Consider the following 18649-nt stretch of genomic DNA (forward strand, 5'->3'; position numbering starts at 1 on the left):
AGGGGTCGGAGACCTGGGAGGACGGGCCCTCAGGCCGACAGCGGTCTCTGCACCCGGATGGACTGCAACAGCCCCACCGCCACCCACACGGCGAACATCGACGAGCCTCCGTACGACACGAACGGCAGCGGCAGACCGGTCACCGGCATGATCCCCAGGGTCATCCCGATGTTCTCGAAGGACTGGAAGGCGAACCAGGCCACGATCCCGGCGGCCACGACCGTCCCGTACAGCTCGGTCGTCTCCCGCGCTATCCGGCAGGCCCGCCACAGCACCACACCCAGCAGCACGATGATCAGGCCGCCGCCGATGAAGCCCAGCTCCTCCCCCGCGACCGTGAACACGAAGTCGGTCTGCTGCTCGGGCACGAACTGGCCGGTGGTCTGCGAGCCGTGGAACAGCCCGGAGCCGGTCAGCCCGCCGGAACCGATCGCGATCCGGGCCTGGTTGGTGTTGTAGCCGACGCCCGCCGGGTCCAGCTCGGGGTTGGCGAACGCGGCGAAGCGGTTGATCTGGTACTCGTCGAGGACGCCGAGCTGCCACACCGCCAGCGCGCCCAGCGTGCCGGAGCCCAGCAGGCCGAACACCCAGCGGTTGGAGGCGCCGGAGGCCAGCAGTACGCCCAGCACGATGATCACCATGACCATGACCGAGCCGAGGTCGGGCATGAGCAGCACGATCAGCATCGGCACGGCGGCCAGGCCCAGGGCCTGAAGGACCGTGCGATGGTCGGGGTAGGGCCGGTCGCCCGCGTCCACTCTGGCCGCGAGCAGCATCGCCATGCCCAGGATGATCGTGATCTTCACGAACTCGGAGGGCTGGAGCGAGAAGCCGCCGCCGAGCACGATCCAGGAGTGCGCGCCGTTGACCGTGGAGCCCAGCGGGGTGAGCACGAGCAGGATCAGGAACACCGAGGCGCCGTAGAGGAGCGGCACGGCGGTGCGCAGGGTGCGGTGACCGACCCAGACCGTGCCGATCATCAGGGCGAACCCGATACCGGTGTTCATGATGTGCCGGATCAGGAAGAAGTAGGGGTCGCCCTGATTGATCTCGGTGCGGTTGCGGGTGGCCGAGAACACCAGCAGCGAGCCGAGCAGCGACAGCGCGAGCGCCGCCAGCAGTATCGGCCAGTCCAGCCGGCGGGCGAGCGAGTCCCGGGCGAACAGGCGGGTCCAGCCCGCCCGCTCGGGGCCGTAGCCGGAGACCTGGAAGCTGTTGACGCCGGTCATGTGCACTTCCTCCGGCCGGGGCGGCGGGCCCGCCTGCGGCGCCGTGTCTCTCGGTTGTCCGCCTCGGGGCTCGCCACCGTGGCCGCGGTCGGCTGTCCGCCGCCGCCCGGGCCGGTGCCGTCGTCGGGGTTCGCGGCGGCGTTCTCCACCGCGCCCTCCTCGGCCGGCTTCTGGTAGGTCTGCTGGTCCTTGGCCGGGTCCTTGGACAGCTTCGGCGGGCGGATCGTGCCGTCCGCCTGGATCCGCGGCAGGTTCTTCTGCGGGGTCGGCAGCAGGGCGTTCTTCTTGTTGATGACGCCGTCGTCGGAGATGCCGTACAGCGCGTCGTAGATGTTGCGCACCGCCGGACCGGAGGCGCCGGAGCCCGTACCACCCTGGGAGATCGTCATGACGATCGCGTAGTCCTTGGTGTACGTGGCGAACCAGGAGGTCGTCTGCTTGCCGTAGACCTCGGCGGTACCGGTCTTGGCGTGCATCTCGATCTTGTCCTGGGGCCAGCCGCCGAACCGCCAGGCGGCCGTACCGCGCGTGGCCACGCCCGCGAGGGCCTCGTCCATCTGGGCCAGGGTCGCCTTGCTGACCGGCAGCCTGCCGTGCGCCTTGGGCTTGATCTCGGTGACCTGCTTGCCGTCGGCGCTGACGATGGCCTTTCCGACCGTAGGGTCGTACAGCGTGCCGCCGTTGGAGATGGCGGCGTAGATCGTCGCCATCTGGATCGGCGTCACCAGGGTGTCGCCCTGGCCGATGGAGTAGTTGATCTCGTCACCGGCGCGCATCTTGTTGCCTTCGAGGCAGTTCTCGTAGGAGATGCGCTCGACGTAGTCGCCGTCCTTCTTGCCGGTCTTGCACCAGGCGTCCTTGTTGGCCTTCCAGTACTCCTGCTTCCACTGGCGGTCGGGGATGCGGCCGGTGACCTCGTTGGGCAGGTCGATGCCGGTCTCCGCGCCCAGGCCGAACTGGTGGGCGGTCTTGTAGAACCAGTCCTTCGGCTTGCCCTTGGGGTCGATGCCGCCGTCCTTCTGCCACTGGGCGTGCGCCAGCCGGTAGTAGACGGTGTCGCAGGAGACCTCCAGGGCGCGGCCGAGGCTGATCGCGCCGTGGTTCTGGGACTCGAAGTTCTTGAAGACCTGGCCGCCGACGTTGTAGGCGCTGGAGCACTCGTAGCGGCCGTCGAAGTCGTAGCCGGCCTGGACCGCGGCGGCCGTGGAGACCACCTTGAAGATGGAGCCGGGCGCCGCCTGGCCCTGTATGGCCCTGTTGAGCAGCGGGTAGTTGGACTTCTTGCCGGTGAGCTTCGCGTAGTCCTTGGCGGAGATGCCGCCGACCCAGGCGTTCGGGTCGTAGGTCGGGTTGGACGCCATCGCGACGACCCGGCCGGTCCTGGCCTCCAGTACGACGACCGCGCCCGCGTCGGCCTTGTACCGCTCCTGGGTGTTGCGGTCCCACTCCTGGCGGGCGGTCTTCATCGCCTCGTTCAGCTCGAACTCGGCGACGCGCTGCACCCGGGCGTCGATGCTGGTGACGAGGTGGGAGCCGGGCTGGGCGGGGTCCGCCTCGGCCTCGCCGATGACCCGGCCGAGGTTGTCGACCTCGTAGCGGGTGACGCCGGCCTTGCCGCGCAGCTGCTTGTCGTACTGGCGCTCAAGGCCGGAGCGGCCGACCTGGTCGGAGCGCAGGAACGGCGAGTCGGTGTCCTGGGCCTCCTGGATCTCCTCGTCGGTGACCGGGGAGAGGTAGCCGAGCACCTGCGCGGTGTTGGACTTGCCGGGCGCGGGGTAGCGGCGCACGGCCTGGGGTTCGGCGGTGATGCCGGGGAAGTCCTCGGCGCGCTCGCGGATCTGCAGGGCCTGACGCGGGGTCGCCTCGTCGGTGATGGGGATCGGCTGGTACGGCGAGCCGTTCCAGCAGGGCTGGGGGGTCTCGGCGTCGCACAGCCGGACCTTCTCCTTGACCTCCTTCGGCGTCATGCCGAGGACACCGGCGAGCTTGGTGAGGACGGCGTCGCCGTCGTCCTTCATCTTCAGCAGGTCGGTGCGGGAGGCGGAGACCACCAGCCGGGTCTCGTTGTCCGCGAGGGGCACTCCGCGCGCGTCCAGGATCGAGCCGCGCACGGCGGGCTCCACGACCTGCTGGACGTGGTTGCCGGAGGCTTCCTTGGCGTAGGCGTCGCCCTCGCGGATCTGGAGGTACCACAGGCGGCCGCCCAGGGTGCCGAGCAGGGAGAGGACGAGGATCTGGATCACGACGAGCCGGATCTGGACGCGTGGGGTCCGCCCGGTCTCGGGGATGTTGGTCACGGCTTGCCTCCCCCTCTCAGCGCCTGGTCACGGATTGCGGTGTGTGTACGAGTGGGGAACGACCGTCCCGCCGCCGAGGGTTCCGGCCCCTGTCCCCCGTCCGGGTGAACTCCGCACGCTTCACAGCCGCTTGACCCCCTTGATGCGTCCCGCGCGGGCGGTGCGCGCTCTGGCCGCCTTCACCTTCAGCCCGCCCAGGCCCCCGCGCTGGCTGCCGATGCGCAGCCCGGTGCCGGAGGACAGCCAGCCGGAGGAGATGTCGGCCGAGGTGCCGGAGTTCGCCTCGGCGAGGGGGTCGTTGTCGGCGCGCCGGGCCAGCGCCATGATGCCCGGGACCACGAAGGGCGCGAGCAGCAGGTCGTACAGGACGGCCGTGAACACCAGCCCGGGCAGGCCCACATGACGGGCCGCCGTGTCGCCGACGAGCGCGCCGACACCGGCGTACAGCAGGGTGGAGGAGATCGCGGCGACGGCGACCACGGCCAGCGGGCCGGACGCCGACTTCAGGCGGCCGTTCTCCGGCTTGACCAGGCCGGCCAGATAGCCGATGACGCACAGCACGAGCGCGTAGCGGCCGGCCGCGTGGTCGGCGGGCGGGGCGAGGTCGGACAGCAGCCCGGCGCCGAACCCGACGAGGGCGCCGCCGACATGGCCGTAGACGAGCGCGAGGCCGAGGACGGTGAGGAGTACGAGGTCGGGCACGGCGCCCGGCAGGTGCAGCCGGGCCAGCACGCTCACCTGGAGCACCAGGGCGACCACGACCAGCGGAACGGACAGCAGGATCCGGTTGAAGCGCATCAGTTCAGCTCCCCTACTGCTGCTGCTCTTGCTGGAACTGGCCGTCGGCGGACGCCGAAGGGGTGACGGTGACCGTCACGGTCGGCCTGGGCGTGGGCTTCGGTTTGTCCGGGAGCACGGTGTCGCGCGGATCCTTGCTGGGTGCCTGCACGACGACGCCGACGATGTCGAGCTTGGTGAAGCTGACGTACGGCGTGACGTACAGGGTGCGGGTCAGGTCGCCGCCGGAGGGATCGACGCGGGAGACGACACCGACGGGGACGCCGGGCACGAAGGGCCGGTCGGCCTGCGAGCCGAAGGTGACCAGGCGGTCGCCCTTCTTGATCTGGGCCTTGCCGTTGAGGAGTTCGACGCGCAGCGGGCGGTCGCCCTGCCCGGAGGCGAAGCCGAGTTCGTCGCCGCCCTCCATCCGGGTGCCGACGGTGAAGTCGGGGTCGTTGGCGAGCAGCACGGTCGAGGCGTCGGGGCCGACGGTGGTGACGCGGCCGACCAGGCCGTCGCCGTTGAGGACGGTCATGTCGCGCCGGATGCCGTCGTTGGCGCCGATGTCGATGGTGATGGTCCAGGAGAAGCCCTGCGCGGCTCCTATGGCGATGACCTCGGCGCCCTTGATGCCGTACTGGCCCTCACCGGCCACCTTCAGCATCTTGTTCAGCTGCTTGAGGCGGCTGCGGTTGCGGTCGTCGCTGCCCAGCTCGGCCTTGAGGGCGGCGTTCTCCTTCTCCAGTTCGGCGATGCGGTCGTGCCGGTCGCCGGAGTCGCGTACGGCGGAGATGGCGTTGCCGACCGGGTCGACCGCGGAGGCGACGCCGTTCTCGATCGGGCCGAATACCGAGGCCGCGGCCTGGCGGGCACCGTCGACCGGTGAATCCTCCCCACCGCGGATGTCCACCGTGATCAGCGCGAACGCGATGGCGATCAGCAGCACCAGGAGCAGCCGGCTCTCTCGTGTGTCCCTCACGTGCGGCGGCCGTGCCCTTCCTCAGTCGGAAACAGTCGGAAACAGTCGGAAACCAGGTAGCCCCCGGGAATTCCGAGGGGCTCTTTTTGTGGCAGCCTATGCCTCTATATCAACGATCCGCCGTACGAGAGGAGATCATCTCGTACGGCGGAATCGACGAGTTACGTCATCTGCGCGGCTGGGCGTCCAGCACCTGCTGGAGCGCCTCGAACTCCTCGACGCACTTGCCGGAGCCGAGCGCCACGCTGTCCAGCGGGTCCTCGGCGATGTGGATCGGCATACCGGTCTCCCGGCGCAGCCGCTCGTCGAGGCCGCGCAGCAGGGCGCCGCCGCCGGTGAGGACGATGCCGCGGTCCATGATGTCGCCGGACAGCTCCGGCGGGCACTTGTCCAGCGTCGTCTTCACGGCGTCGACGATGGCGTTGACGGGCTCCTCGATCGCCTTGCGCACTTCGGCGGCGGAGATGACGACGGTCTTGGGCAGCCCGGAGACGAGGTCCCGGCCGCGGATTTCGGTGTGCTCGTCAGCGTCTAGGTCGTACGCCGAGCCGATCGTGATCTTGATCTGTTCGGCCGTGCGCTCGCCCAGCAGAAGGGAGTACTCCTTCTTGATGTGCTGGATGATCGCGTTGTCCAGCTCGTCGCCCGCGACGCGGATGGACTGGGCGGTGACGATGCCGCCGAGGGAGATGACCGCGACCTCCGTGGTGCCGCCGCCGATGTCCACCACCATGTTGCCCGTGGCCTCGTGGACCGGCAGGCCGGAGCCGATGGCCGCGGCCATGGGCTCCTCGATGATGTGCACCTGGCGGGCGCCGGCCTGGGACGACGCCTCGATGACGGCACGGCGCTCGACGCCGGTGATGCCGGAGGGCACGCACACGACGACGCGCGGCCTCGCGAGATACCGCCGCTTGTGGATCTTCAGGATGAAGTAGCGGAGCATCCGCTCGGTGATCTCGAAGTCGGCGATCACGCCGTCCTTCAGCGGACGCACGGCAACGATGTTGCCGGGCGTGCGCCCGATCATCTTCTTCGCTTCGGCGCCGACCGCGAGAATCCCACCGGTGTTGGTGTTGATCGCGACGACGGACGGCTCGTTGAGTACGATTCCGCGACCCCTGACGTACACCAGCGTGTTGGCGGTCCCGAGGTCGACAGCCATGTCACGGCCGATGAACGACATTGAGTTCCCCATCAGGATTCGTCTGGCCTTCCCTGCTGGCTTTTGAGGGCTTTTCAGGTCGGCATGGTGGGTGCTGTGACGTGAAGGGTTCCATGGTAGACGCGCCTTCACAGACCCTGCGTGAGGGTCTCCGCCAATTGTCAGCAGATGATGTGCGGGTTCGCTTCTGGAGACGGGCGTTCGGGGAGACTCGTTCCCTCGATCGCCGCTCACATGCCGGGAGAGCCCGGGAGCGGACCCCCGGACCTCCGTGTGGCTTGCGGCGAAGAGTACGCGGTCAGGCGCGGCCGGGGAAGAAGATCTTCACCTCGCGCTCGGCGGACTCCTCGGAGTCGGACGCGTGGATCAGGTTCTCCCGGACGATCACACCGAAGTCGCCCCGGATGGAACCGGGCGCGGCCGCGATCGGGTCGGTCGGGCCGGCCAGCTGGCGCACGCCCTCGATGACCCGCTCGCCCTCGACGATCATGGCGACGACGGGGCCGGAGGACATGAAGGCGACCAGCGGCTCGTAGAACGGCTTGCCCTTGTGCTCGCCGTAGTGCTGCTCCAGCGTGTCCTGGTCCAGCTCGCGCAGCTCCAGCGCGGTGATCGACCAGCCGGCCTTGCGCTCGATACGGCTGATGATCTCGCCGGTCAGGCCACGACGGACGGCGTCGGGCTTGAGGAGGACGAGGGTGCGCTGGGTCACGACGGGACTCCTTCTACCTACAGGTGTGCGGTGTGACGAGGCTACAGTGCGGGCCTGGCCCTCTGTTACTCAGCGTCAGCTTCGCGGGGCCGCCGCGCGGGGGCCCGGCATACGGGTGAAGTGGCACGCGGAGTGACACGGCGGCGTGTCGGCGGCCCGCCGCACCAGGGCCGGCCGGGCGACAGCGGAGTGGCACCGGCACCGGAGCACCACGCCGACGCCGGAATCACGCGGCGACACCGGGGTGACGCAGCGGCACCGCGCACCGGAACGCCACCGAGGGGGACCGTCACGCCGGACCGCCCGGCGTCCGGGCGGCCGGGCGGCCGGGCGGCCGGGCGTGACGGCCGCCCGGCACAGCGCGTGTCCGCTACGCGGCGTCCGTCTGCGCCGCGAATCTCGCCTTGGCCTCGTCGACCTTGCGGCCGAAGTGGACCGAGGCCCACCACAGGGCCGCGAACATGGCGCCGAGGAAGAACATCAGGGGCACCACGAAGCCGGAGGCGATCAGACCGATCTGCAGGGCCCAGCCGAGGGCGACGCCGCCCGGGCGGGTCACCAGGCCGCACAGCAGGACGCTGAGGAACATGGCGATGCCGCAGACCGTCCACACCGAGCCCATGGACAGGGACTCGTCCTTCATCGCGACCAGCCCGGCGAAGCCGATCACGAAGAACTCGCCGATCAGGGTCGAGGAGCAGAGCGTACGCATGGTGTGAAGGTCACTTCCCCAGGAGCAGGCGGGCCTCGCCCACCGTGATGACGGAACCGGTGACCAGGACGCCACCGCCGGCGAACTCGCCCTCCTCCTCGGCCAGCGTGATCGCCGCCTCCAGGGCGTCCGGCAGCCGCGGCTCGACCTGGACGCGGTCCTCGCCGAAGACCTCCACGGCGATCGCGGCCAGCTCGTCGGCGTCCATCGCGCGGTGGCTGGAGTTCTGCGTGACGACGACCTCCGCGAAGATCGGCTCGAAGGCCTCCAGGAGCCCGCGCACGTTCTTGTCGCCGCTGGCGCCGACGACACCGATCAGCCGGCTGAAGTCGAACGCCTCGCCGATCGCCTCCGCCGTCACCCGCGCGCCCGCGGGATTGTGCGCCGCGTCCAGCACGACCGTCGGCGAGCGCCGTACGACCTCCATGCGGCCGGGCGACGACACCGCGGCGAAGGCCTTGCGCACGGTGTCGATGTCCAGCGGCATGGCCCGCTGCGCGCCGACGCCGAAGAACGCCTCGACCGCGGCCAGCGCCACGGCGGCGTTGTGCGCCTGGTGCGCGCCGTGCAGCGGCAGATAGACCTCGGTGTACTCGCCGCCGAGTCCGCGCAGCGTCATCAGCTGTCCGCCCACGGCGACCTGGCGGGCGACGACCCCGAACTCCAGGCCCTCACGGGCCACGGTCGCGTCCGTCTCGACGGACTTCTTCAGCAGCACCTGCGCCGCGTCCACCGGCTGCTGGGCCATGATCACGGTCGCGCCCTGCTTGATGATCCCGGACTTCTCCCCCGCGATCTCGGCGGGCGTCTCACCGAGGCGGTCGGTGTGGTCCAGGTCGATCGGCGTCACGACGGCCACGTCCGCGTCGATGACGTTCGTCGCGTCCCAGGAGCCGCCCATGCCGACCTCGACGACCGCCACGTCGACCGGGGCGTCCGCGAACGCGGCGTACGCCATGCCGGTGAGCACCTCGAAGAAGGACAGCCGGAACTCCTGCTGGGCGTCGACCATCTCCACGTAGGGCTTGATGTCCTGGTACGTGTCGATGAACCGCTCGGCGGAGATCGGGGCGCCGTCCAGGCTGATGCGCTCGGTGATCGACTGCACGTGCGGCGAGGTGTAGCGGCCGGTGCGCAGATCGAAGGCACCGAGGAGGGCCTCGATCATGCGGGCCGTCGAGGTCTTGCCGTTGGTGCCCGTGATGTGGATCGACGGGTACGACCGCTGCGGCTCGCCCAGCACGTCCATCAGCGCGGCGATACGGCTGACCGAGGGCTCCAGCTTGGTCTCGCCCCAGCGGGTGGCGAGGTCGGCCTCGACCTCGCGCAGCGCCTTGTCGACCTCGGGGTCCTCGGGGCGCGCGGGGATGTCCTGCTGCGGGGCGCCGCCCTGGGTGCGCAGGGTGCGGCTGCCGGCCTCGATGACCGCGAGGTCGGGGTCGCGGTCGGTCTCGGCGTCGATGATCTCGTCGAAGAGGTCGAGGGGGTCGGGCTGCTCGTCGCTGGGGTGGCTCACGGTGCCCAGTCTACGGATCGGGACCGACAGGCCGCCTACCGAGTGGGGTGGCCTGCGAAGTCCCGCTCGCGTGGTCCCGCTTGCGTGGTCCCGCGGGCGCGGAGTCGTGCGCGGCTTGGCGCGCACGACCCCACGTCCCTCAGGGCGTCACTGCCGGGGCAGCTTGTCCAGCTGGCTCTGGATGCGGGCGATGTCCTCGTCCGCCTTGGCGAGGCGGGTGCGGATCTTGTCCACCACGTTGTCCGGGGCCTTCGCCAGGAACGCCTCGTTGCCGAGCTTGGCCTGGGCCTGCTGGCGCTCCTTCTCCGCCGCCGCGAGGTCCTTCGCCAGGCGCTTGCGCTCGGCCGCGACGTCGATGGTGCCGGACAGGTCCAGCGCCACCTCGGCGCCCGCGATCGGCAGGGTCGCGGTGGCGGTGAAGCCGTCGCCCTCCGGCTGCAGACGCAGCAGCTGGCGGATGGCGGCCTCGTGCGGTGCCAGGGCCGTGCCGTCCAGGGCCAGGCGGGCCGGGACGCGCTGGCCGGGCTGGAGGCCCTGGTCGGCGCGGAAGCGGCGGACCTCGGTGACGACCTGCTGGAGGTTCTCGATCTCGGCCTCGGCGGCGTCGTCGCGGAACCCGCTGTCGGTCGGCCAGTCGGCGACCACGATCGACTCGCGCCCGGTGAGGGTGGTCCACAGCGTCTCGGTGACGAACGGCATCACCGGGTGCAGCAGCCGCATCAGGACGTCGAGGACCTCACCGAGGACCCGGCCGGAGGCCTTCGCGCCCTCGCCGCCCGCCATGAAGGTGGTCTTGGAGAGCTCGACGTACCAGTCGAAGACCTCGTCCCACGCGAAGTGGTACAGCGCCTCGCTGAGCTTGGCGAACTGGTAGTCGTCGTAGTACGTGTCGACCTGAGCGACCGTCTTGTTCAGGCGGGACAGGATCCAGCGGTCGGTCGCCGACAGCCGCTCGGCCGGCGGGAGCTCGCCCTCGACCGTGGCGCCGTTCATCAGGGCGAAGCGGGTCGCGTTCCAGATCTTGTTGGCGAAGTTCCGGGACGCCTGGACCCAGTCCTCGCCGATCGGCACGTCGGTGCCCGGGTTGGCGCCCTTGGCCAGGGTGAAGCGGACGGCGTCGGAGCCGTACTTGTCCATCCAGTCCAGCGGGTCGACGACGTTGCCGAACGACTTCGACATCTTCTTGCCGCGCTCGTCGCGGACCAGGCCGGTGAGGGCGATGGTCTTGAACGGGACCTCGCCGTCCATGGCGTAGAGGCCGAACATCATCATCCGGGCGACCCAGAAGAAGATGATGTCGTGGCCGGTGAGCAGGACGTCGGTCGGATAGAACTTCTCGAGGTCCGGGGTCTTCTCCGGCCAGCCGAGCGTGGAGAACGGCCACAGGCCCGAGGAGAACCAGGTGTCGAGGACGTCCGTGTCCTGGTGCCAGCCCTCGCCGGTGGGCGGCTGCTCGTCGGGGCCGACGCAGACGACCTCGCCGTCGGGGCCGTACCAGATCGGGATGCGGTGGCCCCACCACAGCTGGCGCGAGATGCACCAGTCGTTCATGTTGTCGACCCAGTCGAAGTAGCGCTTCGACATGTCGGCCGGGTGGATGGCCACGCGCCCGTCGCGGACGGCGTCGCCGGCGGCCTTGGCCAGCGGCTTGACGTTGACCCACCACTGCATGGACAGACGCGGCTCGACCGTGGTCTTGCAGCGCGAGCAGTGACCGACCGAGTGCATGTACGGGCGCTTCTCGGCGACGATCCGGCCCTGCGCCTTGAGCGCGCCGACGACGGCCGAGCGGGCCTCGTAGCGGTCCTGGCCGAGGAAGGGGCCGTGGACCGTGATGACGCCGTGCTCGTCCATGATCGTCAGGGACGGCAGGTTGTGGCGCTGGCCGATCGCGAAGTCGTTCGGGTCGTGCGCCGGGGTCACCTTGACGGCGCCGGTGCCGAACTCGGGGTCGACGTGCGTGTCGGCGACGACCGGGATGGTGCGGTCGGTCAGCGGCAGCTTGATCTGCTTGCCGACGAGGTGCTTGTAGCGCTCGTCGTCGGGGTGGACGGCGACGGCGGTGTCACCGAGCATCGTCTCCGCGCGCGTGGTCGCGACGACGAGGGTGTCCTCCCCCTCGCCGTACTTGATCGACACCAGCTCGCCGGCGTCCTCCTGGTACTCCACCTCGATGTCGGAGATCGCGGTGAGGCAGCGCGGACACCAGTTGATGATGCGCTCGGCGCGGTAGATCAGCTCGTCGTCGTAGAGCTTCTTGAAGATGGTCTGGACGGCACGGGACAGCCCCTCGTCCATGGTGAACCGCTCGCGGGACCAGTCGACGCCGTCGCCGAGGCGGCGCATCTGGCCGAGGATCTTGCCGCCGTACTCCTCCTTCCACTGCCAGACGCGCGAGACGAACTCCTCGCGGCCCAGGTCGTGGCGGGACTTGCCCTCCTCGGCGAGCTGCTGCTCGACCTTGTTCTGGGTGGCGATGCCGGCGTGGTCCATGCCGGGCAGCCACAGCGACTCGTAGCCCTGCATCCGCTTGCGGCGGGTGAGGGCGTCCATGAGCGTGTGCTGGAAGGCGTGGCCCAGGTGGAGGCTGCCGGTGACGTTCGGCGGCGGGATGACGATGGTGTACGCGGGCTTCTCGCTGGTCGCGTCCGCGGTGAAGTAACCCTTTTCTACCCAGCGCTCGTACAGCGTCCCCTCTACCTCGGCCGGCGCGTACTGGGTCGGCAGTTCGGTGGTGGGCGCGGGTGGCTGCTGCTGAGTGTTCTCGGTCACGGGCTCAGTTTAGAGGTGTCACGGGCCGGTCCCGAAACTCGATTGATTTGTAACGGTCAGACCCCCGGGTGCCGTGCGGGCCTGGGGTCTGCGCCAGGATGTCTGAAACGCATAAGCATCTGGAGGGGAACCCAGAAATGAGCTACAACCAGCCGGGCCCGTACGGCGGGCAGCCTCAGCAGCCGGGTCCGTACGGCGGGCAGCCGCAGCAGCCTGGCCCCTATGGCCAGCAGCCGCAGGCGCCTCAGCCCGGCTACGGCTACCCCCAGCAGCCGGCCCAGCCCCAGCCGGGTTACGGCTACCCGCAGCAGGGTGCCCCGCAGCAGCCGGGCTACGGCCAGCAGCCCCCGTACGGCCAGGCCCCCTACGGCGCCGCGCCGCAGCCCCCGGCCGCGGGTGGCGGCAAGAAGAAGACCGGCCTGATCATCGGCGCGGTCGCGGTGGTGGCGGCCATCGCGGTGGGGGCGTACTTCGTGCTGGCCGGGAGCGGGAGTGGGGGCAGCGGCTCCGTCGCGGACGACGGTCCGCACAAGCTGATCACGCCGGAGACTGTGCTCACCGAGTACAAGCAGTCCGACGAGGCCGACAGCGGCGGCTTCGACGACCTGAAGGATGCCGAGAAGCATGGCGTGAAGAACGCCAAGGACGTGCACTCTGGGTACCAGGCAGGCGACAACTCCAACATGCTGGCCATGCGCATGCTCAACTTCATGGGCGTGTACGGCGAGATCGAGGACCCGGAGAAGGTCGTCGACGAGATGTTCGCGGAGTTGAAGAAGAACGCCGGCAAGGACGGCGAGGGGGAGGTCGTCGGCAGCCCCCAGGAGTTCAAGCTCGATGGCGCCGTACTGAAGTGCCAGGCCACGAAGATCAAGGACGACTCCGGCGAGGGACCGAGCGAGATGAACGTCCCGATCTGCATCTGGGGCGACCACAGCACCGTCGGCGTCACGATTCACGTCGTGCTCGCGGACGCGATGTCCGGCAAGGACGCAGACCTGAAGGCTTCCTCGGAGCTGACCGCGAAGCTCCGCAAGGAGGTCCGCGTCCCGGCCTGACGCGCACGCTGGTGAACAAGGGGCGGGGCCCCCGCGGTCGGCACGACCGCGGAGCCCCGCCCCTTTCGTCACCGTCAGGCGCGGACGCAGGCCTCCAGCGCGTGGTCGGCGCGGACGCCGATGCCGATGAGCCCGGTCTGACAAGTGATCCGGTCGGCGAGCGACTCACGTCGTCGCCGGCGTTCGTCACTCGCGGCCGATGTGCGGAACAGGGCCGGAACAAGAAGGTGCCCGGCGCTCCGAGGGAGTGCCGGGCATCTTCGTGTCGGGTCGGCGGTCAGGCCGTCTTCTGCTCCCCCGGCCCCCGTCCCCGGGCCTCGCGGGGGATCAGGGTCGGGTTGACGTTGGAGTGGACGACGTCGGCCGTGATGACGACGCGGGCCACGTCCTTGCGGGAGGGGACCTCGTACATCACGGACATGAGGACTTCCTCCATGATGGCGCGCAGGCCGCGGGCGCCGGTCTGGCGGAGGATGGCCTGGTCGGCGATGGCTTCGAGGGCCTCGCGCTCGAAGTCGAGCTCGACGCCGTCGAGTTCGAAGAGGCGCTGGTACTGCTTCACCAGTGCGTTGCGGGGCTCGACCAGGATCTGGAGGAGCGCCTCGCGGTCGAGGTTGTGGACCGAGGTGATCACCGGGAGGCGGCCGATGAACTCGGGGATCATGCCGAACTTGACCAGGTCCTCGGGCATGACGTCCTCGAACTGATCCTTGGCCTCCAGCTCGCGCTTGGAGCGGATCGTCGCGCCGAAGCCGATGCCCTTGGCGCCCGCCCGGGACTCGATGATCTTCTCCAGGCCCGCGAAGGCACCGCCCACGATGAACAGGACGTTCGTCGTGTCGATCTGGATGAACTCCTGGTGCGGGTGCTTGCGGCCGCCCTGGGGCGGGACCGAGGCCGTGGTGCCCTCCAGGATCTTCAGCAGCGCCTGCTGTACGCCCTCGCCGCTGACATCGCGCGTGATCGACGGGTTTTCACTCTTGCGCGCGACCTTGTCGATCTCGTCGATGTAGATGATCCCGGTCTCGGCCTTCTTGACGTCGTAGTCCGCCGCCTGGATCAGCTTGAGCAGGATGTTCTCGACGTCCTCGCCGACATAGCCGGCCTCCGTCAGCGCCGTGGCGTCCGCGATCGCGAACGGCACGTTCAGCATGCGCGCCAGTGTCTGCGCGAGGAGGGTCTTGCCCGAGCCCGTGGGGCCGAGCAGCAGGATGTTGGACTTGGCGAGCTCGATCGCGTCCTCACGGCTGCTGCCGCCGCCGTTCTCGCCGGCCTGGACCCGCTTGTAGTGGTTGTAGACCGCCACGGACAGGGCTTTCTTGGCGGCCTCCTGGCCGACCACGTAGCCCTCGAGGAACTCGTAGATCTCCCGCGGCTTCGGGAGCTCCTCCCAGCGCACCTCGCTGGTCTCGGCGAGTTCTTCCTCGATGATCTCGTTGCAGAGATCGATGCACTCGTCGCAGATGTACACACCAGGGCCTGCGATGAGCTTCTTGACCTGCTTCTGGCTCTTGCCGCAGAACGAGCACTTGAGCAGATCGCCGCCGTCACCGATGCGTGCCACGGTGTGCTTCCCCTTCGCCTGGGAGACGACTGGACGCTTTCGCCTCCAGCGGCTCCTGGTGCTGCCTTATTCCGACGGTACCTTGCCGGGCCCCCCGTTCGGGCCCCCCTTGGCAGGGTTCACTTTGACGTGCACCTTTCGGGCACCGGGTGAAACCATGCCAAGGGGCGGCAGACGATACTCCTGTGTCCGCGTCAGCGGACAGCGGCGTTGTTCATCTTCCGGGTGGAGATGATCTGGTCGATCAGGCCGTAGGACAGGGCGTCCTCGGCCGTGAGGATCTTGTCGCGCTCGATGTCCTCGCGGATCTTCTCGATCGGCGTGGTGGAGTGCTTGGCCAGCATCTCCTCCAGCTGCGCGCGCATCCGCAGGATCTCGTTCGCGGCGATCTCCAGGTCGGAGACCTGGCCGCGGCCGGTCTCGCTGTACGGCTGGTGGATCAGCACGCGGGCGTTCGGCAGCGCCATGCGCTTGCCGGGCGTACCGGCGGCCAGCAGGATGGCCGCGGCGGAGGCCGCCTGGCCCATGCACACCGTCTGGATGTCCGGCTTGACGAACTGCATGGTGTCGTAGATCGCCGTCAGCGCGGTGAAGGAGCCACCGGGGCTGTTGATGTAGACCGAGATGTCCCGGTCGGGGTCCATCGACTCCAGGCACAGCAGCTGCGCCATGACGTCGTTGGCGGAGGCGTCGTCGATCTGCACGCCGAGGAAGATCACCCGCTCCTCGAAGAGCTTCGCGTACGGGTCGTACTCGCGGATGCCCTGCGAGGTGCGCTCGACGAACCGGGGGATCACATAGCGGGACTCGGCGGCCGGACCCGTGTACTCGGCGCGCGTGCGGTCGTAGATGCCGCTGCCGGGGAAGTCGTTCACTGTCTGTCTCCTAGGGGCTTGGGCGGTCGCTGGGGCTGTACGGAGGCGCTGGGGCCGTCCGCTGGGGCTCAGGCCCCGGTGCCGCCGCCGCCCGGCATACCGGCGGCCGTGGCGATCACGTCGTCGATGAGGCCGTACTCCTTGGCCTCGAAGGCGTCGAACCAGCGGTCGCGGTCCGAGTCACGGGTGATCTGCTCGACCGACTGGCCGGTGTGCTGAGCCGTGAGCTCGGCCATGCGCTTCTTGGTGTGCAGCAGCCGCTCGGCGTGGATCTTGATGTCCGAGGCCGAACCGGCCAGGCCGGCCGAGGGCTGGTGGATCAGGATCTCGGCGTTCGGCAGCGCGAAGCGCTTGCCCGGGGTGCCGGCGCTGAGCAGGAACTGGCCCATGGAGGCGGCGAGGCCCATGGCGATGGTCACCACGTCGTTCTTGATGTACTGCATGGTGTCGTAGATCGCCATGCCGGCCGTGATCGAGCCGCCGGGGCTGTTGATGTAGAGGTAGATGTCCTTGTCCGGGTCGGCGGCAAGGAGCAGCAGCTGCGCGGTGATCTTGTTCGCGATGTCGTCGTCGACCGGCTGGCCGAGGAAGATGATCCGCTCGTTGAGCAGTCGGTTGTAGACATGGTCGCCGAGGCCACCGCCGATGGAGGGCTCGCCGGCGGCGGAGGGCATCAGATTCGTCAACGTATCCACCTGCTCGTCTTGCGACGGCGCCGGGCCGTCTCACGTGTACTACGTATTCATGGACCCTAACGCCGTAGCCCTCCTGGGGAATCCCGGTAAGGGGGGTGTTCGCCGGGGGCGTAGCGGGGTGTGAGGCGGGGGTAGCCGAACGGACCCCGAGTTCGGAGTACTCGGGGTCCGTTCGATGCGATCAGCGCTGCCGGGAGGCGCGTGACCGGAGGTGCCGTGAGGCTCAGGCCTCCGGCTTCTCCTCGGTCTCCGCGGTCTCAGCAGCGGCCTCGGCCTCGGCGCCCTCGGTGGACTCGGCGGCGGCCTCGTCCTCCTCGTCCTCCAGGTCGATGATCTCGCCGTTGGTGTCCTTGACCGTGGCGGCCTCGACGACGACGGCCAGGGCCTTGCCGCGGGCGACCTCACCGACGAGGAGCGGGACCTGGCCCTGCTCGACGACGGCCTGCGCGAACTGGTCGGGGGACATGCCGGAGGAGGCGGCACGGCGCATCAGGTGCTCGGTGAGCTCGTCCTGGTTGACGTTGAGCTTCTCCTGCTTGACCAGCTCGTCGAGGACGAACTGGGTCTTGATGCCCTTGACCGCCGCCTCGCGGGTCTCGGTGTCGAACTCCTCGGCGGTCTTGCCCTGGATCTCCAGGTACTTGTCGAGGGTGAGACCCATCTGGCCGAGCTGGTGGTGCTCGAGGTTGTGCTTGCGGGTGTTGATCTCGTCCTCGAGGAGCTTCTCGGGGACGGGCACCTCGACGAGCTCCAGCAGCTTGTCCAGGACGCGCTCCTGGGCCTGCGTGGCCTGGTCGAACTGCTTCATGTTCTCGAGGCGCTTGCGGCTGTCGGCCTTGAGCTCGTCCAGGGTGTCGAACTCGGAGGCGAGCTGCGCGAAGTCGTCGTCGAGCTCGGGCAGCTCACGGGCGGCGACCTGGGTGACCTTGACGGTGACCTCGGCCTCCTTGCCGGCCGCGGAGCCGCCCTTGAGCTCGGAGGTGAAGGTCGCCTCGGCGCCGGCCTCCAGGCCCTTGACGGCGTCGTCGATGCCTTCCAGCAGCTCGCCCGAGCCGATGGTGTAGGAGACGCCCTTGGCGATGCCGTCGGCGAGGACCTCGCCGTCGACCTTGGCCTCGAGGTCGATCGTGACGACGTCGCCGTCCTCGGCGGCGCGCTCGACCGGGGAGGTGGAGGCGAAGCGCTCGCGCAGCTGCTGCACGGACTTCTCCACGTCCTCGTCGGTGACCTCGACGGCGTCGACCTCGACCTCGATGCCGGAGTAGTCCGGGATCTCGATGACGGGGCGGATGTCGACCTCGGCGGTGAAGTTCAGCGTCTCGCCGTCCTTCAGCTCGGTGATGTCGACCTCGGGCTGGCCCAGGACGGAGAGCTCGGCCTCGTTGACGGCGGCCGTGTAGAACTTCGGAAGCGCGTCGTTGACGGCCTCCTCCAGCACGGCGCCACGGCCGAACCGCTGGTCGATCACCCGGGCGGGGATCTTGCCCTTGCGGAAGCCCTTCACCGTGACCTGCTGGTTGATCTTCTTGTACGCCGCGTCGAGGCTGTCCTTGAGCTCCTCGAAGGGCACCTCGACAGTGAGCCGAACCCGCGTCGGGTTCAGGTTCTCAACGGCGCTCTTCACGGTTCGGTCTCCTTGATGGCTGACTTCTGGGTTCTGCCGGAGCCAGACAGCTCCGGCGGATTTCGCCGCCCGGAGGACTTCGTGAGAGGACACACGGGCGCGCAGCTTGCATAGTAACCGCAGCCGCCGAACGCCCCAAAAGCCGATCACGGGGTGATCGCGCGGGGGAACGATGGGGTGGTGGTCGGGGTGGCGGGATTTGAACCCACGGCCTTCCGCTCCCAAAGCGGACGCGCTACCAAGCTGCGCCACACCCCGTCGGTGCGACACGTAGGGTACATGCCCGCGGACAGCGGGACCGCCGCATTTCCCGCGCGGTTCGCGTACGTCCGCGCCGAGGGGGCCGCCCCGCCGGAACGGGGTGTGCGACCGAGGGGTGCGACCCGCTACGATGCCTGCAGTGCCGCGGCCGTACCGGATCTGCGGCGCGTCCTGTGCGGGCGTAGCTCAATGGTAGAGCCCTAGTCTTCCAAACTAGCTACGCGGGTTCGATTCCCGTCGCCCGCTCTTCATGGCTCAGGGCCAGGTCGGAGGATCATTCCTCCGACCTGGCCCTGAGGCGTCTCCGGGGGCTGTTTCCGCACTGCGGCTCGGCGCCCCCCGGCGGCCCCTGGCACGCCCGGCACGGCGAGGCCGCCGACGCGCACTCCGGTCACCTGCGCTCACCGGCG

The 18649-nt window shown here is 69.2% G+C and carries 14 protein-coding genes and 2 tRNA genes; 2 read left to right on the forward strand and 14 right to left on the reverse strand.

What is annotated here, in order from left to right:
• Positions 1-29: 29 nt before the first annotated feature.
• The 9 genes from rodA to ACIGXJ_RS04475 form a co-directional block, all read right to left on the reverse strand.
• Positions 30-1229: a rod shape-determining protein RodA gene (gene rodA, locus ACIGXJ_RS04435; protein ID WP_399641481.1), complete on the reverse strand. Its 1200-nt coding sequence runs from the start codon at positions 1227-1229 to the stop codon at positions 30-32.
• Positions 1226-3526: a penicillin-binding protein 2 gene (gene mrdA / locus ACIGXJ_RS04440; protein ID WP_399641483.1), complete on the reverse strand. Its 2301-nt coding sequence runs from the start codon at positions 3524-3526 to the stop codon at positions 1226-1228. Before mrdA ends, rodA begins: the two co-directional genes overlap by 4 nt.
• Before the next feature lie 120 nt (positions 3527-3646).
• Entirely contained in the window at positions 3647-4324 is a 678-nt protein-coding gene (gene mreD, locus ACIGXJ_RS04445; RefSeq protein WP_399641485.1) for a rod shape-determining protein MreD, read from the reverse strand.
• 13 nt (positions 4325-4337) lie between these two features.
• Positions 4338-5285, reverse strand: coding sequence for a rod shape-determining protein MreC (mreC, locus tag ACIGXJ_RS04450; protein WP_399641487.1), 948 nt, complete (start codon positions 5283-5285; stop codon positions 4338-4340).
• 166 nt (positions 5286-5451) lie between these two features.
• Positions 5452-6471: a rod shape-determining protein gene (locus ACIGXJ_RS04455; RefSeq protein WP_004931372.1), complete on the reverse strand. Its 1020-nt coding sequence runs from the start codon at positions 6469-6471 to the stop codon at positions 5452-5454.
• Between the two features lie 277 nt (positions 6472-6748).
• Complete coding sequence (gene ndk, locus ACIGXJ_RS04460) at positions 6749-7162, reverse strand: nucleoside-diphosphate kinase (protein WP_399641489.1); 414 nt, start codon at positions 7160-7162, stop codon at positions 6749-6751.
• A 370-nt stretch (positions 7163-7532) separates the two neighbouring features.
• Positions 7533-7874, reverse strand: a complete 342-nt coding sequence (locus tag ACIGXJ_RS04465; protein WP_399641491.1) for a DUF4233 domain-containing protein — start codon at positions 7872-7874, stop codon at positions 7533-7535.
• Between the two features lie 10 nt (positions 7875-7884).
• Positions 7885-9390 (reverse strand): bifunctional folylpolyglutamate synthase/dihydrofolate synthase, encoded by a 1506-nt coding sequence (locus ACIGXJ_RS04470; RefSeq protein WP_399641493.1) that lies wholly within the window; start codon positions 9388-9390, stop codon positions 7885-7887.
• A gap of 147 nt (positions 9391-9537) precedes the next feature.
• Positions 9538-12162 carry a valine--tRNA ligase gene (locus ACIGXJ_RS04475; protein ID WP_399641495.1) on the reverse strand — a complete coding sequence of 875 codons (2625 nt, stop codon included), beginning with the start codon at positions 12160-12162 and terminating at the stop codon, positions 9538-9540.
• A 137-nt stretch (positions 12163-12299) separates the two neighbouring features.
• On the opposite strand from ACIGXJ_RS04475, the gene ACIGXJ_RS04480 reads away from it, so the two are divergent.
• On the forward strand, positions 12300-13220 hold the full coding sequence (locus ACIGXJ_RS04480) for a hypothetical protein (protein WP_399641497.1): 921 nt from the start codon (positions 12300-12302) through the stop codon (positions 13218-13220).
• A 277-nt stretch (positions 13221-13497) separates the two neighbouring features.
• Here the strand turns inward: ACIGXJ_RS04480 and clpX are convergent, their stop codons facing one another.
• The 5 genes from clpX to ACIGXJ_RS04505 all read right to left on the reverse strand — a co-directional run bounded on the left by clpX (position 13498) and on the right by ACIGXJ_RS04505 (position 18236).
• Entirely contained in the window at positions 13498-14784 is a 1287-nt protein-coding gene (gene clpX, locus ACIGXJ_RS04485; RefSeq protein WP_399641499.1) for an ATP-dependent Clp protease ATP-binding subunit ClpX, read from the reverse strand.
• A gap of 194 nt (positions 14785-14978) precedes the next feature.
• Positions 14979-15659, reverse strand: coding sequence for an ATP-dependent Clp protease proteolytic subunit (locus ACIGXJ_RS04490; RefSeq protein WP_399641501.1), 681 nt, complete (start codon positions 15657-15659; stop codon positions 14979-14981).
• Positions 15660-15727: 68 nt separating this feature from the next.
• Positions 15728-16333: an ATP-dependent Clp protease proteolytic subunit gene (locus ACIGXJ_RS04495; protein ID WP_052032545.1), complete on the reverse strand. Its 606-nt coding sequence runs from the start codon at positions 16331-16333 to the stop codon at positions 15728-15730.
• Positions 16334-16577: 244 nt separating this feature from the next.
• Positions 16578-17978, reverse strand: coding sequence for a trigger factor (tig, locus tag ACIGXJ_RS04500; RefSeq protein WP_399641504.1), 1401 nt, complete (start codon positions 17976-17978; stop codon positions 16578-16580).
• A gap of 181 nt (positions 17979-18159) precedes the next feature.
• Positions 18160-18236, reverse strand: a tRNA-Pro gene (locus ACIGXJ_RS04505).
• A 178-nt stretch (positions 18237-18414) separates the two neighbouring features.
• Here ACIGXJ_RS04505 and ACIGXJ_RS04510 point away from each other — a divergent pair.
• Positions 18415-18485: transfer RNA gene (locus ACIGXJ_RS04510), tRNA-Gly, on the forward strand.
• Positions 18486-18649 lie beyond the last annotated feature (164 nt).

Source organism: Streptomyces sp. NPDC053367 (genome assembly GCF_044545925.1).
Lineage (GTDB): Bacteria > Actinomycetota > Actinomycetes > Streptomycetales > Streptomycetaceae > Streptomyces.

Excerpts from the sequence above, each read along its gene's own strand:
- ACIGXJ_RS04480 (WP_399641497.1), top strand. The coding sequence starts at position 12,300 with ATGAGCTACAACCAGCCGGGCCCGTACGGCGGGCAGCCTCAGCAGCCG.
- ACIGXJ_RS04465 (WP_399641491.1), bottom strand. The coding sequence starts at position 7,874 with ATGCGTACGCTCTGCTCCTCGACCCTGATCGGCGAGTTCTTCGTGATC.
- rodA (WP_399641481.1), bottom strand. The coding sequence starts at position 1,229 with ATGACCGGCGTCAACAGCTTCCAGGTCTCCGGCTACGGCCCCGAGCGG.
- ACIGXJ_RS04495 (WP_052032545.1), bottom strand. The coding sequence starts at position 16,333 with ATGCCCTCCGCCGCCGGCGAGCCCTCCATCGGCGGTGGCCTCGGCGAC.
- mreD (WP_399641485.1), bottom strand. The coding sequence starts at position 4,324 with ATGCGCTTCAACCGGATCCTGCTGTCCGTTCCGCTGGTCGTGGTCGCC.
- ACIGXJ_RS04455 (WP_004931372.1), bottom strand. The coding sequence starts at position 6,471 with ATGTCGTTCATCGGCCGTGACATGGCTGTCGACCTCGGGACCGCCAAC.